Source organism: Deltaproteobacteria bacterium (assembly GCA_020845895.1).
In the GTDB taxonomy this organism is placed as follows: Bacteria; Lernaellota; Lernaellaia; order JACKCT01; family JACKCT01; genus JADLEX01.
The window spans coordinates 16,521-31,847 of record JADLEX010000141.1 but is presented as its reverse complement, the minus strand read 5'-3'; the positions used below and the strand labels follow the sequence as shown (position 1 = coordinate 31,847).

The following is a 15,327-nucleotide window of genomic DNA, read 5'->3' as shown; positions in this document are numbered from 1 at the left end:
AACCGTATAAGCGATGCTCCCCCGGTGCGCAAGGTTTGCCGATGCACATTGCCCCTCGCGGGCAAACGCGTATCATGCCGCCATGCGTAAAACCCTGACGATCGCCGCGTTTCTCATCGCCGCATTCGCGCTCGGCACGCCCGCGCACGCCGCGGAGCACACGTTCGATTTCGGCACGCCGGACGACTTCAAGGCCGAAAATCCGGTCTGGATTCCGCCTCAGCCGGTGAACTACTGGTGGTGGGGCAATCACGACCCCAAGACGTTCATTCGATACGAGACGGCCGACAAATTCTGGTGGGTCACGAAGCCGCGCGGCAAGGACGCGGACGTGGCGATCTCGTCGCGCGTGCTCAAGCATCGCCACTTCGGATTCATCCGCTCGAAGACCCTCGATGGCGCGAATACCATTCATCTCGCGATCCGTTTCAAGGACAACCTGCTCGATCCGGTGACGATTTGGGCTCGCGGCAAGGCCGACTGGGTGCCCTTGGGCAAGCTCGGCGGAGCGAACGACCACCAGTGGAAGACGTGGACGGGAAAGGCCCGCGCGTCGGACATTTCCACGATCGGCGGATACTACGAGTTTCGCATTTCGAATCAGGACTACGGCGACCTCATGGGCGATCTGGCGGTGGACCGGGTGCGCGTGTCGGACGCCGAGTTCGCGCCCGAGGCCGCCGTCGCGGGGTTCTGGCCGACGACGACGCCGTCGAAGTTCGCGGATCTCGGTCGAACGCAAAGCTACCGCGCCGGCGCGAAACCCATTTACGCGGTGGGGGGCATGATCAAGGGCGCGCGCAAGACGACGTGGAAGGAATTCAAGGGCGCGGGCGCGAATCACGTGAACCTGCAATCGTGGGAATTCAATTGGCGTCGCAAGTGGGAGGTGTATGCCGACGAGCGCTTCACCGACCGCGTGCGTTTCGGGTTCGGCGACTGGAACGACGCGTGCGCCGACGCGGGCGTCACCTGTTCCGCGCAGTTTTTCACCGACTCGCGCTCGTACTGGATCGAGTCGCAGTACGGCGGCGAGGAGAACATGCTGCGCGCGCTGGGCGAGATCGTGAAGTTCCACAAGGGCACGCCCGCAAACCTCGTCTGGTATCCCAAGGACGAAGCCGATCACGACGACCCCACGTGGGGCGCGCCCCCGGAATTCGTCCTGCAGATGACCGAGGTGATCCGCAGGAACGACCCCGACACGCCCGTGCTGCTGCTCTTTCAGGGCTGGAAACCGCGCGTGTACGAAATCTACCGCGACGCCATGGACGTGGCCGCCTTCGACGTCTACCCGCTCGGCGCGTCGCCGCCGCGATCCGTGACCGAGATCGCCGACCGCGTGGACGACATGCGCCGCCAGCTCGGCGAGTCGAAGGCGCTCTGGGCGGTGGTGGAGGCGCACGACGGCGAGCACGTGCGTCAGTCGGGTCGCCAGCTTTCGGCGGAGCAAACGGCGGTGCAGGGTTGGCTGTCGCTCGCCCACGGCGCGCAGGGTGTTATCTTTTTCATGGACAATGAGGGGCGCTATCTCGACGCGACCGACATGCCCGGTCCGTGGAAAGGCATGAGCCAATTCGCCACCGAGATTACGAACCCGAAAAACGGCATCGAAAGCTTTCTCGTGCCGCCCGCGCGCATCGTGGACATCATGGGCGAGCGCGGCGAATCGCGCGTGTGGAAGCCGGAACTGCACACCACGCTGCGTCGCCGCGCCGACGGTCAGACGGCGCTCATCGTCGTCAACACCTCGCCCGACCCGGTATCCCATGCACGGATGTGGGTGAAGGGGCTGAAGGCCGGAACGCGCGTCGAGGTGCGTTTCGAGAATCGCGGCCTGGTCGCCGAGGATGAGGTCATCGTCGATTCCATCGACGGCTACGGACGTCGCGTTTACATCTTTCCGGGGCCGCGCGCATGACGTCGATTCACGAACGCAGCCGTATCGCATTCCGCACGCGGAACGAGCACGGCACCGGTACGCCGGTCGTCTTTGTCCACGGTGCGGGCGGCAACAAGACGACATGGCTCAGCCTCACGCGCGAACTCGCGAAGCGCTGGCCCGACCGACCGCTGCACCTCGTCGATCTGCCGGGGCACGGCGACGCGCCGGGGCCGGGGCGCAGCCTCGTCGAGGACTACGCCTCGGACTTCCGCAAATTTCTCGAAGACGTGTGCGGCCGCCCCTCCGACCTTGTCGGTCACTCCATGGGCGGCGCGATCGTGCTCACGCTCGCGCTCGATGCGCCGCACCTCGTGCGCCGTGTCGCCGTTGTCGGCAGCGGTTACCGGCTCGCCTTCAACCGGCAGATGATCGAGGCCTTCGAGTCCGACTTCTCGCTCGCGATGTCATTCCTGCGCGACATCGGTTTCGCGTCCGTCTCCGATCCTGCCGAGATGGAGGCAATGATGGCCGGCTTCATGGCGTGCGATCCGCAGGTCGCCCTCGGCGACTTCCGCGCGTGCGCCGACTACGACATCAAGGATCGCATCGCTTCGCTCGTGCCGCCCCTGGCCGTAAATTTCGGATCGGCGGACCTGCTCACCGACGAGCGACGCAACCTTGCGCTCGCCCTGGCGGTGCCCGGCGCGATCCACCACCGGTTCGAAGGCGCGGGCCACATGTTGATGGTGGAGCGAACGGCCGAACTCGCCGCGCGTCTCGCCGAATTTCTCGATGCCGCCTGATTCCTTCCTTCAAGCACTCGAAACGCATTTCGTGCCGGATCGCGTGATCCGCGACGCGGGTGCGCTCGATCCCTACGCGCGCGACAACAAGGTCGAGGGCGTGCCGCCCCTGGCCGTCGTGTGCCCGCAGGGTGAGGACGAGGTCGTCCGACTGGTGCGTCTGTGCCGCGAGCATCACGTCCCCGTTGTACCGCGCGGCGCGGGGACCGGGACGGTGGGCGGCGCGGTGCCCGAGTCGCGGTGCGTCGCCGTCGATCTGACGCGAATGAACCGCGTTCTCGAAATCCATCCGGGCGACATGATCGCCCGCGTCGAACCGGGAATCGTGACGGAAGTCTTTCAGGCCGAGGTGGAGCGCACCGGCCTCTTCTATCCGCCCGACCCGGCGTCCGCCGATCGATGCACCATCGGCGGCAACGTGGCGACCAACGCGGGCGGGCTGCGCGCGGTGAAGTACGGCGTGACGGGCGACTGGGTGCCGGCGCTTTCCGCCGTGCTGGCCGACGGGCGCGTGCTGCGCACCGGCCACCGCACGCGCAAGGGCGTCGTCGGCTACGACCTCACGCACCTGTTCGTTGGCTCAGAAGGCACGCTCGGCATCATCACCGAGATCACCGTTCGTCTCGCGCGCCGACCCGAGACGCGCCGCACGCTCATCGCGTCATTCGCCGATCTGCCGTCGTGCGCGCGCGGCGTGCAGGCGATCCTGGCGGGCTCGGTGATTCCCAGCGCCATCGAACTCGTGGACGCCGAGTGCGTCGGTGCGGCTCGCACGGCGGGGCACCTGTCGGACTTCGACGGACCCTATCTGCTCATCGAGGTGGACGGACGCACGAACGACGTCATGCGGGACATCGCGGAGATCGGCGCGCTCATGCGCGAGGGCGGCGCGACGGTGACCACGGCGCGCGACGAGGCGGAATCGAGGGCGCTCTGGGACGCGCGCCGCGCGTTGAGCGACGCGCTGCGCGACGCCGCTCCGAAAAAGATGTCCGAGGACATCACGGTGCCATTGTCGCGGCTCGTGGATGTGCTCGCCGGCGTGCGCGAGCTCGCCGCGCCGCGCGGTCTGCGCCATGTCAGCTACGGCCACGCGGGCGACGGCAACCTGCATGTGAACATTCTCTACGACCCGACCGAGCCCTGCATCCAGGAACGCGTGGCCGCGTTCCGATCGGACCTGTTCGATCTCACGCTGCGGCTGGGCGGAACCATGTCGGGCGAGCACGGCGTGGGAATCGCCAAGCGACCGTTCATCGCGCGTGAGCTGTCGCCCCAAAGCCTCGCCGCGCACCGCGCGATCAAGCAGGCGCTCGACCCCGACGGACTGATGAACCCCGGCAAGATCTGGTGAATCAGCCGATTTCGGACGCCCACGTGACGCGGTCGCGACCGGACTCCTTGGAGTGATACAGCGCCGCATCCGCGGCTTCGACGAGCCCGCCGAGATTTTCGGCATCCTGCGGAATGCCCGCGATGCCGAGGCTGATCGTCACGCGGATTCGTCGCCCTCCCTCGACCGGCACATCGAGCCCCGCGATCTTTTTGCGCAGGCGTTCGGCAAACTTGCGCGCACCCGGCGGCGTCGTGCTCGGCAGAACGATCGCGAATTCCTCTCCGCCCCACCGCGCGGCCGTGTCCACGTTGCGAATCTCGCCCCGGATCGCCGCTGCCACCGCGCGCAACACCTCGTCGCCGGCCGGGTGGCCGTACGTGTCGTTGACGCGCTTGAAGTGGTCGATGTCGAGCAGGATGAGCGACAGTCCCGCGCGCGTGCGTTCATGGCGCGCGATCTCTCCCGTGAGCGCGGTGTTGAATGCGCGACGGTTCGTCAGTTCGGTCAGGCTGTCGGTGGTGGCGAGCTGCTCCATCTGCTCGTAGAGGCGGGCGTCGTTGACCGCCACCGCCGTCAGGATCATCAACGACTCGAACAGACGCACCGTGTAGTCGTTGAACGCGTTCGGCCGTTCCCAGAAAAACGATACGGTGCCCTCGACGCGACCGCGATATTCGAGCGGCAATGCAAGCACGCTCTGGTAGCGCATCAAACGCAATTCCGCGAAGAGGATCGTCGATGACACCTGCGTGGCGTTGCGCACCGCGAGGATCTTGCGATCTCGCGCCATTCGAATCGCCTGGGCGTCCGATTCGCTGAATTCGAGCCCAATCCATTTCGAGGGGAGCTGATCGACCGCCGTCACGCTCCACATCGACGACGATGCGACGGGCATCGCCACGAGCGCTCCGTCGAAGGGCAGGATCGCGCGTCCCGCCTCCAGCGTCGTCGCGAGCACGTCGTCCACGGTGAGCGTGTCGGTGAACTTTTTCGCCAGCGCGTAGAACGTCGCGTACTCGCTGCGCTCGCGCGAAATGCCGGCCATGGATCGCGCCGCGCGGAACGCGTCGACCACGCGCGACGAGACGTGGCCGAGCACCTCGAGGTCCGTGGCGTCGAACGCCTGCACGCGGGCGCTGTCGGCGACCACGACGCCGAGTGCCCGCCCATCGAACATCAGCGGAACGGCGATGAGCGAACGCACGCCCGCCCGTTTGCGTCGGTACTCGAGCGGCACGCGGCGCGGATCGAATCGTCCGACGACGATCGGTTCCGCCTTGCGCAACACGAGCGAGAGCAACGCGCTGTCCGAGGGGATGAGCGCCTCCATGTCCATCTCCGCGGGATCGCCTGACATGGCGCGCACCCGTGCGAACGCCTCATCGCGGTTCAGGAAAATCGTCACGCACGCATCGGCCCGCAACCCCACGCGACCGATCTCCATCAGGTCGGCGAGCTCGGAGTCGAACTCGCGCGTGTACTGCGCGCCGCCGCGGGTGACTTCGTCCGTGAGCACGGCGGGCAGCTCGTCGTCTCCGTGCGGCGCGAGGTCGTCCACGTCCGTTGTCAGCCGGTCGAGCTTCGCGATGGCACGCTCGCGCTGGCGGCGTTCGCCGAGCAGGAAGACGCCGACGACTCCGACGAACGTAAGCGACATGGCGAGGTGACTCGCGATCGTGAGCCAGATATCGATGATGTCGGCCGAGACGGGATTGCCCGGCATGAACATCGCGCCGCGGTGCTGCGCCATCATCTGCACGAACTCCAGCGAGCCCAGCAACACGGCGTATGCCACCGAGAGCCCGGGGCCCCACGCGATGACGAACAGGCACAGGATCAGGTAATTGAGCGGATAGAACAGCGGGCGATACGCATCGCCGGGAAGCTGGATAACGAGATTCGTGGCCGCGAGGATCAGCAGGGCGAGGTCGAAATCGTGGCGGTTTGCGCCGCGCGCGCCGGACGATCGCGGACGCGCGGCCCAAATCAATCGCACGAGGAGATACGCGAGAAATCCGACGAGGGCCCACAGGCGCCAGTTCCACCAAGGCTCATCGCCCGCAAACCGCGAGGAATCGAATTGTCGCAGGACGATCAGGACGAGGGCGACAAAGGCGATCAGGTAACCGTGATGACCGGCGATTCGTCTCACCTCGGCGAACCGGGCCGCGTCAGCGCTGCGACGGTTTTATGTGCGCGTCGAACACGAACACCGTCTCCCCAGGTTCCACCATGCCGAGCCGCTCGCGAATCTCCCGCGTGATCCGCGCGTCATCGCCGCGGAGCTGCTCGATCTCGCGGGCGAGTTCGTTGTTTTCGGAATGCAACTGTGTGATTTCGTCGTTCAGCGCGGTGACTTGGCTTCCGAGGCGCCAGACCCGGATGAGGCCGGAGTCGGAGAACGTCAGATAGACCAGGCTCAGAACAAACAGGAGAACCATCACGCACAGGACGGTTCTCTCGCGTGTCCACTCCTTGGGCTCCATCCGGTTCTCCATGAGGCGAACAAAATATTACCCGTGAAATCCATGACATACAAGCGTTTTTCGAAGTTTTTCCCGAAATTCCGGCTCGGGGATTCGCGCCGGCGCGGTCATGGATTCGTGTTCATGCCGCCCTTCCCCACGGGTTCCATGGGATCGAGCAGTTCCGCCTCGGGATTCACTCGACGCAGCGGCAGTTCGTCGAGCTGCTTGAAGAGCAAACGCATGCCCTTCATGTCGTTCGCCTGCGATTGGTGAACTCGCGTGATCTGCGCGGCGACATCCACACACGAACGACCCTGAAAGCACGGTTGATGGATGTCGAAAATCTCGGTCGGCTCCTCGGGATCGGCTGAGCCCAGCGCCTCGGCCAGCCACAACTTCGAGAGCACCCAGTACACGCGCTCCACGCGGTGCGGTGCGCCGGGCAGTTCCTTGGTGTCGGTCGCCGCCAGTCGCGCGGCGGCCAGCGCGAACCGCGCCGAAAGCTGATGCTCGGGGTGGCCCGTGCCGCCGCGCCCCGGGGAGAGCGTCAGGATCGCGTCGGGCCGGAACTCGCGGATCTCCTTCGCGATCAGCAACGTGGGATCGCCCTGGCTCATCCATCGCTTGGCGATTTCGTGGCGCGGAGGAAACGAGCTGCCGGGTAGCGGCGCGTTCCAATACGGGGCGTGTTTGAGCGTCGCGCCGTAGAGCCGGGCCGACGCCGCGATTTCGGTCGCACGCACCGTGGCCAGATCGGGTACGCACCCGCCGGGGATGCAGCACTCGCCGCCCGCCGCGTCGGTCAGCACGACGAAATGCACGGCCCCGCCGCTTTTGCGCCCCGCCTTGGCGAGGATCGGCCCCGCGAACCCCTCGTCGTCGGGGTGCGCGGCCACCCACATGATGCGGCGCGGCGCGTCGAGCCACTCGTCGAGCGAATCGCCGGGCGCGGCGGTGCGGACGTATTTTGCGGAACAGCCGATCGCAACGACGATCGTCGTCATCGTGGCGACGGCGCAAGCAATTCGTTTCATCTGGATTCCCCACTTCGCGGCACGAACACGAGTCTTTATATGCGTCGCCGCGCGCGTGGTAAAGCGGATAGACACGGCGCGGATCGTCGATAGAATCGGTCCGAGGTCCGGAGGATGTCATGAACTGCCATTTTACGATCGCGGTGTTCGCGACGCTGCTCGCGGTAGCCCTCTTGCCCGCTTGCGGCTGCGACTCGGACGACAACGATTCGGGCAACAACGCGGATGAAGACAACGGCGATCTCGGTGACGACGACGCCGATGACGACGTCGATGACGACGCAACCGACGACGACGCGGATGACGACACGGACTTTTACCAAAACATCGTTCTGGAGAGCGACGCGCTGCGCATGACGATCCACCCGCGCCCGTTTGGATGGCGACTGGAATCCGTCGCCGACAAGGCACTCGTCACGCAGACGCTCGGATTCGGATCGGGCGAGTCGTTCTTCTACTTTCGCGGCGAAACGCGCCATGGCCTTTACTCGTACATCGGCTCCGCGCACGAGGCGGGGGCGGTGAGCATGCGTTACCGAACCACCGAAGGGACGGAAGCGAAGATCCGTTTCGCATTCGACGCCGCACGCGAGTTGCGGGTCGAGACGTTTATCGACCCCGCGCCGGGCAACTTGTCGGTGGGACAGGATCTCGCGCTGGCCGATGACGAAGCGATCTACGGCGCAGTCGAGCGCATCTCCTGGGACGCTTGGACCAGCGAACGCAATCCCACGAATTTGGGTTCGCTCGATCGCCGCGGCCAGTGGCATTCGATGATCGTACAGGGCACCATCGGCGTGTATACGCCGTTTTTCCACAGCAGCGCCGGTTACGGTCTCTATGTCGATACGACGTTCTACGGCGAGTTCGACTTCGGGGCGACCGCGCCGGACCGCCTGCGTTTTCATTTCCGCGCGCGCGGTGATCGCTCGCCCGTGCAGACGTTTCGCATTTTTTTCGGTCCGTCGCACGACGACATCCTCGACGCCTACACGGCGCTCACAGGCCGGCCGTTGGTGCCTCCCGACTGGGCGTTTCGCCACTGGCGCTGGCGCGACGAGCACGAAAGGGTCACGGGCGATCTCGACGGACGCACGATCAACGGCGAAGTGGCCGAGGACATCAACCAGTACGAAGCGCTGGAATTCCCGTTCGGGAATTACATGATCGACCGCCCCTACACCCCCGGCGAGCAGGGCTTCGCCGAGTTTTCGTGGGACCCCGATCGATTCCCGAACGCGGCCGACATGGTCCGGTCGTTCGAGGATCGGGACATGCACCTCATCATCTGGGGCGCGCCGTGGGCGATCGGCGACGAACCCGGGCAGAACGGGGCCGAGGCTCAGGCGCTGGGGTATCTCGCGCCGGGCAGTCCCGACCACATCGACTTCACGAATCCGGACGCGTGCGAATGGTGGAAGGACAAGCTCGTCGCCTGGGTGACGGACAACTCGATTCACGGCTGGAAGCTCGACCGGGGCGACGAGACGCAGCCCAGCCTGCCGGGCGAAATCTACTTCGACGGGCGCGGCGGCGAGGAAGTCCGCAACCACTATCCGGTGCTCTATCAGCGATGCTACTTCGAAGCCATGCAGGAGGCGTGGGGCGACGACTTCGTGAGTAAAGCGCGCGCCGGCTGGGCGGGCAGCCAGCAATACGTGATCCTGTGGGGCGGCGACACGCGCGGCAACGTCAACGGTCGCCGGACCGACCTCGGCCTACGCAGCGCCATCCTCTCGATGCTGCATGCGGCGTTTATGGGCTATCCGGTCTGGGGCTCGGACACCGGTGGTTATCAGGAATTCCGCGACCGCGAGGTCTTCGCGCGGTGGCTTCAGTTCTCGGCGTTCACGCCGCTCATGGAGATCGGCGGACAGGGCGCGCACGCGCCGTGGGATATGCCGACGGATCCCGCGTACGACGAGGAACTCATCGACATCTACCGGACGTACACGACGCTCCATCACGACCTCGTCGATTACCTGCGCGCACAGGCCGAGATCGCCGGCGAAACCGGCCGGCCCATCGCGCGTCCCCTCGTCTTCGATCACCCGGATGATCCAACCGTGAAGCGCATGTGGGACGAATACATGCTCGGCCCGGATCTGCTCGTCGCGCCGGTTTGGGAGTCGGGAGCGCGCGGGCGCGACGTGTACATTCCGGCGGGCGAATTCGTCGACTACTGGTCACGTGACGAGGTCACGGGGCCGACGACGGTCGCGGCCGACGCGCCACTCGATCGGATTCCGCTCTACGTGCGCAAGGGGGCGACGATCTTTGGCGAGACGTGGTGACGACGATCCGCGCGCTGCTTTAGTAATAGGGATTCTCACCCGCGGCGTGGTCGGTGTCGTCAACAATCTGGACGACTTCGGGGAAGTGCTTGCGGACGAGTTCGAGAATGCCCTGCTTGACCGTTACGGTGGACATACCGCAGCCCTGACAGCCGCCGCCGAGACGAATGACGAGTTGGTCGCCGCGCAGATCCACGAACTCCGCCCAGCCGCCGTGGTCGGCGAGCGCGGGATTGATGCGATCGGAAAACAGGGCGCGGATCCGGTCATTGCGGGTGTCGTCAATGGACGCCATGGCGACGCTCCATGCACGGAGAAGTCCGACCGCCAAGGTACGCCCGCCGGGGATTGCGTGTCAAACGAATCGGCCGAGGCGAACGTCGGCGTATGCGCCGCGCGCGCGACCACCTGGCCCCCTTTACACGTGTCCGCTCACACCCTCGCGCGCATTGATTTTCCGACACGCCCGTGCAAGATGCGCGGACCCGATCGCCGCTCCGCGGCATCGGGCGCGCCGTTGGTGCGCAGGGGGAAGTGACGCCGATGCTGGCGCTGTGGGTCGGATTTCTCGCTCTGGTCTTCTTGCTGCTCGCGCTCGATCTGGGCGTCTTCAACCGCAAGGACCACGAGATCGGCATCCGCGAGGCGTTCGGCTGGACGATTTTTTGGATCAGCCTCGCCCTTGTCTTCAACGCCGTTCTCTGCTTCTTCTACAAGCACCACTGGATGGGACTCGGTCTCGATCCGCGCTACCCGTCGGACGGCCCGCAGGCCGCCATGCTCTTTTTCACGGCCTACGTCGTCGAAAAATCGCTGTCGCTCGACAACATCTTCGTCATGGCCCTGATCTTCTCGTACTTCGCGATTCCCCTGAAATACCAGCACCGCGTCCTCTTTTGGGGCATTGTGGGCGCTCTCGTACTGCGCGGCGTGATGATCGGCGCGGGCGTCGTCCTCATCCAAAAATTCACGTGGATGATCTACGTCTTCGGCGGCATTCTCGTCCTCACGGCGATCAAGATGGCGACATCGGGCGACGAAGAGGTCGATCCCGAAAAAAATCCCCTGCTGCGTCTCGTGCGTCGCTGGTTTCCCGTCGTCACGCGGTTCGAGGGGCACAGGTTTTTTGTACGCGAAAACGGACGGCTCGCCGCCACGCCGCTGCTGCTCGCGCTGGTCGTCGTCGAGAGCACCGACGTCGTCTTCGCCGTCGATTCCATCCCCGCGGTCATCGCCGTCACGCACGACCCTTTCCTCGTCTTCACCTCCAACGTGTTCGCGATTCTGGGACTGCGTTCGCTGTATTTCGCGCTCGCGGCGGTGATGAACAAGTTCCGCTACCTCAAGGCGAGCCTCGTCTTCGTGCTGGGGTTCATCGGCGTGAAGATGCTGCTCTCGCACCTCGTGCACATTTCCACGGCGATCTCGATGGGCGTGATCGGCGCGGCGCTGACCATCGGCATCGTGTTCTCCGTCATCGCGTCCTATCTGGAAGAATCGCCCCGGCGCACCGAAACCGGCGCGCGAATTCCCCTCGGCGATCGCCTCACCGAAAAGACCCTGCGCAAGATCTGGATCGCGGCCTCCGGCGGCACGCTGATCCTCGTGGGGCTCGCCATGCTCGTGTTGCCCGGCCCCGGCCTGTTCGCACTCGCGGGCGGATTCGCCGTCCTCGCGACCGAGTTCACCTGGGCCGCCGTGGTGACCCGCCACATCCGCCGCCACGTCGCCGCGCTGTCCGAGAAGGCCAAGTCCTCGGTGAAGTGATCGCGCATTCACCATCCGTTCGGTACGTCATTTTGCAGAAAAAAAAGGCGATACCGGAGGGGCAAAGCCGGTACCGCGAGAGGAGATTTGCCCTGCCGCAAAACGGGTTGGTTTCGGGGCAACTGCGTGGGGATTCAAAAGCAATCCCTGTGCCAAGGGCTCAACCCCGCCTAAGTGGTGAATTTTCCGACGCGGCAACGCAACACGTGAATAACACCACGAGTTTTTCGCCACGAATTTCCGCGACCTGCCTCAGATTTCTGATTCCGCCGCGCAAATCCACGGGGGCATCGAGGGGAATTCGGGGATAGAAAAAGCCCGACATTTCGGCCGGGCTTTTCGGTTTTTCGTATGCCGGGTGCGGAACTACTTCTTCGATTCCACCCTGCGGAACGGATTGAGCCACGACGCGAAGGGTGGCGCGGAGCGCGTCTGGATGTACAGATCGCCCGTGCCCCGGTAGCGGCAGACGAGGCCCTCGCCGGACAGGAACGTGGCCTTGAGTCCGCCGACCGCCTCGACGTTGTATGTCATGCCCTCGGGGAAGGCGACGATGTGCGTGGTGTCGACGATGTACTCGCCGTTCACGGACACCTTTTGCAAGCCGCCATAGCTATTGAAGAACACATGACCCGTGCCCGATACGCGCAGCATGAACAGGCCCTCACCGGAGAAGAAGCTCTGCATGCCGCCGAACTTCGTCTCGGTCGTGATGTCGCCGGTGTGGCACAGGTACGCGCCCCGCTGCACGAACCAGGCGTTGCCCTTCAGCTCCAACACGTCCACATCGCCCGGCGCCGACGGTGCGAACTCGATCGAGCCGGGCCCGCCTTCGGGGTGGTAGTCGTTGGTGAAGAAGCTCTCGCCGCCGACCATGCGCTTCAGGCCGCCGAGCAGGCCGCCCTTCGACTTGGTCTCGATCTTCATGTTCGTGCTCATCGCGACCATCGCGCCGGTTTCCGCCGTCGCCTTTTCGTTCGCGTCGAGCGCCAGACGCACGATGGAGAAATCGGGCTTGCCGACAATTTCGTATTTCATGGTCTCACCTCACTGCTTGCGCGGCGGCAGTTTCGGGCCGATGAACTGCCCGAACGCCGGTGCGTTGTGCGTCTGCATGTAAAGCCGGCCCTTGCCGGTGAACTCGCAGACGAGACCTTCTCCCGACAGCAGCGTGGCCTTCCAGCCGCCGACCTTGCGGACCTTGAATTGCAACGTGTCTTCGTACGCCGCGATGTGGCCGGTGTCGCAGATGAACGTGCCGTCGATGTCCTTGTGAAAGATGCCGCCGAAGCTGTTGATGAGCAGGCTCCCCGTGCCGCCGAACTTGATCCAGAACACCGATTCGCCGGAGAAGAAGCCCTTCATGCCGCCGAACTGCGTGTCCATGGTCATCCCGTCCGAGCAGGCGAGGAAGCTCGAAGACTGCACGATCATGTTTTTCGTGCCATCGAGTTTCAGGTGCTCGATGTCGCCGACCAGCGTGGGCGCGAAGCACACGTGACCGGCTTGGTTCGCCGTGAACTTGTTGATGAACACGCTCTCTCCGGCGAGCAGCCGCTTGGCCGCCTGGAGCAGGCCGCCCGCGCCGCCCTTGGAGAACGTGTCGGTGGTGACCGTAAGGCCCGGGCTCATGGACACCATCGCGCCGCCCTCGCTGCGCACGCACTCGCCCGCGGCGAGTTCGACCTTCGCCATGGCGTAAGAGGGGCGGGACAGGATTTCGATATTCATGATCGCCCTCCCTTATCGCATCGGCAGCATCGGCGTGAGCCAGCCGATGAGCGAGGAGACGGTTCGACTTTGGATGTAGAGCTTGCCGTTGCCGGAGAATTCGGCGACGAAGCCCTCACCCGACAGCAGCGTGGACTTGAGCCCGCCCACGCGCTTGACCTTGAATTTCAGTGTGTCCTCGAACGCGACGATGTGGCCCGTATCGACCACGTAGCCGCCCTGCACGTCGATCTCGATGATCTTGCCGTAGCTGTTGTACCACAGGTCGCCTTCGCCCTTGATTTCGAGCAGGAAGAGCCCCTCGCCCGACATCATCGACGACACGCCGCCGTATTTCGTCTTGAGTTCCACCGACGGCGAACTCGCGAGAAACGCCGAGCCCTGCATCACGAACGATTTGCCCTTCTCGATCTTGCGGTGCAGGATCTCGCCGGGCACCGTGGGGGAGAGGATGAGTTCGCTGCCCGCATCCTTCGCGGTGTACGTGTTCTGGAATACGCTTTCTCCGCCCAGCAGCCGGCGGATCAGCGCCTTGAAGAATCCGCCGTAGGCCTTCGTGGAAATGTCGAAATTCGGCGACATCCCCACCATGGCCCCGGCCTCGGTGCGGACCTGCTCCCCCCCTTCGAGCGTCAGAAACAGGCTCGAGAAGGACGGTCCGTGACGCACTTCGTGTTTCACGGCGAAGACCTCCTTTGCGCGGCGCGAACGCCGGCGAACTTGGAAACGGATGATTGGAAAATTTCGGGAACCCGCCCGTTGTCTATCACGCGGCTTCGGCGCGGGTCAACGAAAAAGGGGGCTGGGCGACGGAAGTCGGCGCACTCGGTACGATGCGACCGCGGCTCGCGGGAGTTGTCGTCGCGAACGCCGAACCTATTCGATTTCGTATCCTTCCTGCTGCATTTTCGCGGCAACCTTGCGGCCGATCTCGTAGCCCCACGGTTCGCCGGCGGCCATGCGATCGCAAGGATCGCGTCCTATTCGAATCCGTAGCCGATCAGAGCATTGAGGCGCACGCCGCCCATGCCGCCGTTGCTCACGGTGGTCGCGATCGGGCCCTCGTCGCCGGCGTCGCCGCTGAAGGTGATCACCCAATAGTCGAGCGATCCGCCAAGCGTGAATCCGCTTCGAAAGCGATACCAAGAGCCGACCGAGATGTCGAAGTCGCCTCCGCCGAGGGCTTTCGACGTCGCCGTGTCGCCGGGGAAGTCGACGGTGAACTGCGTTCGCCCGAAACCCAGGTGCGACATGAGAGCCAGATTCGCCCGCTTCTCGGCGCCGAAATAGAACTGGTAACCGAGGCCGAGGTTGAGGAAGGCGAAACGGTACGCGAAATCGTAATCGAGAAAGATGTTGTCGCTGGTCGCCGTGCCGCTGCCTCCGCCGAAGGGCAACGATGCGGAAATGGTGAAACCGCGCCCGGCGGTCGGCATGAAGAACACCTCGGGGATGAGCGCGGCGTGGCTCACGCCAGCGATCTCCACCGCCTCCTCGAAATTGAACGTGCCGTCGTAAACGTCCCACTCGGTCGTCATGGAGCCCGCACCGCCGCCCATCGCGGGGCGGACCGCCAGCACGCACCAGGGGGGCAAGGCCGAGGTCGATGTCGGCGCGGTTTCCTGCGCGAGGGCGTTCGAAGCGAGAAAACACCCGAGGATCATGACCAATGCCACGGCTGCGCGCTTCACGACGGCCTCCTTCTTCCCTAAGATGATTTGCGTGTCCCGACGCAGCATAGCGGCTGCGTGCAAGCCGACAAGTGGTCGGCCATCCTCGTTCGGAGTCCCGTCGTGTTCAAGATCGCCCTGAAGGTCCTTGTCGGCGCCGCCATCGGCGTCGGCGTCAGTTTTCTCGCGCAGGCAGCCGGTTCCACCTGAGGGATCCTCTGCCGGCCCGTGGTGGCCGGCCTCTTCGGCGCCGTCATTGCGTTCACGTATTCGCTGGGCGAGTGGTCGCAGGACTGATCGGCGCGTGCGTCGCAAGGCGTGACGAATCACGCCCTGAAA

Annotated in this window: 13 protein-coding genes; 5 read left to right on the top strand and 8 right to left on the bottom strand. The window is 64.8% G+C overall.

Going from position 1 to position 15,327, the window contains the following annotated elements; all coding sequences use genetic code 11:
• Nucleotides 1–82: 82 nt before the first annotated feature.
• From IT350_19070 to IT350_19060, 3 genes are read left to right on the top strand one after another with little or no spacing between them, the layout of a single operon-like run.
• Entirely contained in the window at nt 83–1,921 is a 1,839-nt protein-coding gene (locus IT350_19070) for a beta-galactosidase (protein MCC6160161.1), read from the top strand.
• Nucleotides 1,918–2,688 (top strand): alpha/beta fold hydrolase, encoded by a 771-nt coding sequence (locus tag IT350_19065; protein MCC6160160.1) that lies wholly within the window; start codon nt 1,918–1,920, stop codon nt 2,686–2,688. Before IT350_19070 ends, IT350_19065 begins: the two co-directional genes overlap by 4 nt.
• The gene (locus IT350_19060) at nt 2,678–4,042 is read left to right on the top strand and encodes an FAD-binding protein (protein ID MCC6160159.1); all 1,365 of its coding nucleotides are present in this window, start codon (nt 2,678–2,680) and stop codon (nt 4,040–4,042) included. Before IT350_19065 ends, IT350_19060 begins: the two co-directional genes overlap by 11 nt.
• 1 nt (nt 4,043) lies before the next feature.
• On the opposite strand, the gene IT350_19055 is transcribed toward IT350_19060, so the two are convergent.
• The 3 genes from IT350_19055 to IT350_19045 all read right to left on the bottom strand — a co-directional run bounded on the left by IT350_19055 (nt 4,044) and on the right by IT350_19045 (nt 7,526).
• Nucleotides 4,044–6,176: a diguanylate cyclase gene (locus tag IT350_19055; GenBank protein ID MCC6160158.1), complete on the bottom strand. Its 2,133-nt coding sequence runs from the start codon at nt 6,174–6,176 to the stop codon at nt 4,044–4,046.
• A 19-nt stretch (nt 6,177–6,195) separates the two neighbouring features.
• Nucleotides 6,196–6,510: a septum formation initiator family protein gene (locus IT350_19050; protein MCC6160157.1), complete on the bottom strand. Its 315-nt coding sequence runs from the start codon at nt 6,508–6,510 to the stop codon at nt 6,196–6,198.
• A 107-nt stretch (nt 6,511–6,617) separates the two neighbouring features.
• Nucleotides 6,618–7,526 carry a PIG-L family deacetylase gene (locus IT350_19045; protein ID MCC6160156.1) on the bottom strand — a complete coding sequence of 303 codons (909 nt, stop codon included), beginning with the start codon at nt 7,524–7,526 and terminating at the stop codon, nt 6,618–6,620.
• A gap of 119 nt (nt 7,527–7,645) precedes the next feature.
• Between IT350_19045 and IT350_19040 the strand changes: the two genes are divergently transcribed.
• Nucleotides 7,646–9,820, top strand: a complete 2,175-nt coding sequence (locus IT350_19040) for a glycoside hydrolase family 31 protein (protein ID MCC6160155.1) — start codon at nt 7,646–7,648, stop codon at nt 9,818–9,820.
• A 19-nt stretch (nt 9,821–9,839) separates the two neighbouring features.
• Here the strand turns inward: IT350_19040 and IT350_19035 are convergent, their stop codons facing one another.
• A complete protein-coding gene (locus tag IT350_19035) occupies nt 9,840–10,115 on the bottom strand; it encodes a NifU family protein (protein MCC6160154.1) in 276 nt (91 codons plus the stop codon).
• A gap of 248 nt (nt 10,116–10,363) precedes the next feature.
• Between IT350_19035 and IT350_19030 the strand changes: the two genes are divergently transcribed.
• Entirely contained in the window at nt 10,364–11,587 is a 1,224-nt protein-coding gene (locus IT350_19030) for a TerC/Alx family metal homeostasis membrane protein (GenBank protein ID MCC6160153.1), read from the top strand.
• A 366-nt stretch (nt 11,588–11,953) separates the two neighbouring features.
• On the opposite strand, the gene IT350_19025 is transcribed toward IT350_19030, so the two are convergent.
• The 4 genes from IT350_19025 to IT350_19010 all read right to left on the bottom strand — a co-directional run bounded on the left by IT350_19025 (nt 11,954) and on the right by IT350_19010 (nt 15,009).
• A complete protein-coding gene (locus tag IT350_19025; GenBank protein ID MCC6160152.1) occupies nt 11,954–12,625 on the bottom strand; it encodes a TIGR00266 family protein in 672 nt (223 codons plus the stop codon).
• Between the two features lie 9 nt (nt 12,626–12,634).
• Nucleotides 12,635–13,318: a TIGR00266 family protein gene (locus IT350_19020; GenBank protein ID MCC6160151.1), complete on the bottom strand. Its 684-nt coding sequence runs from the start codon at nt 13,316–13,318 to the stop codon at nt 12,635–12,637.
• A gap of 12 nt (nt 13,319–13,330) precedes the next feature.
• Nucleotides 13,331–13,999 (bottom strand): TIGR00266 family protein, encoded by a 669-nt coding sequence (locus tag IT350_19015; protein ID MCC6160150.1) that lies wholly within the window; start codon nt 13,997–13,999, stop codon nt 13,331–13,333.
• Between the two features lie 299 nt (nt 14,000–14,298).
• Complete coding sequence (locus IT350_19010) at nt 14,299–15,009, bottom strand: hypothetical protein (GenBank protein MCC6160149.1); 711 nt, start codon at nt 15,007–15,009, stop codon at nt 14,299–14,301.
• Nucleotides 15,010–15,327: the final 318 nt, after the last annotated feature.

Bases quoted from the DNA above. Each gene is read 5' to 3' on its own strand.
- IT350_19070 (MCC6160161.1), top strand. From the start codon at position 83: ATGCGTAAAACCCTGACGATCGCCGCGTTTCTCATCGCCGCATTCGCG.
- IT350_19065 (MCC6160160.1), top strand. From the start codon at position 1,918: ATGACGTCGATTCACGAACGCAGCCGTATCGCATTCCGCACGCGGAAC.
- IT350_19060 (MCC6160159.1), top strand. From the start codon at position 2,678: ATGCCGCCTGATTCCTTCCTTCAAGCACTCGAAACGCATTTCGTGCCG.
- IT350_19050 (MCC6160157.1), bottom strand. From the start codon at position 6,510: ATGGAGCCCAAGGAGTGGACACGCGAGAGAACCGTCCTGTGCGTGATG.
- IT350_19045 (MCC6160156.1), bottom strand. From the start codon at position 7,526: ATGAAACGAATTGCTTGCGCCGTCGCCACGATGACGACGATCGTCGTT.
- IT350_19040 (MCC6160155.1), top strand. From the start codon at position 7,646: ATGAACTGCCATTTTACGATCGCGGTGTTCGCGACGCTGCTCGCGGTA.
- IT350_19035 (MCC6160154.1), bottom strand. From the start codon at position 10,115: ATGGCGTCCATTGACGACACCCGCAATGACCGGATCCGCGCCCTGTTT.
- IT350_19030 (MCC6160153.1), top strand. From the start codon at position 10,364: ATGCTGGCGCTGTGGGTCGGATTTCTCGCTCTGGTCTTCTTGCTGCTC.
- IT350_19025 (MCC6160152.1), bottom strand. From the start codon at position 12,625: ATGAAATACGAAATTGTCGGCAAGCCCGATTTCTCCATCGTGCGTCTG.
- IT350_19020 (MCC6160151.1), bottom strand. From the start codon at position 13,318: ATGAATATCGAAATCCTGTCCCGCCCCTCTTACGCCATGGCGAAGGTC.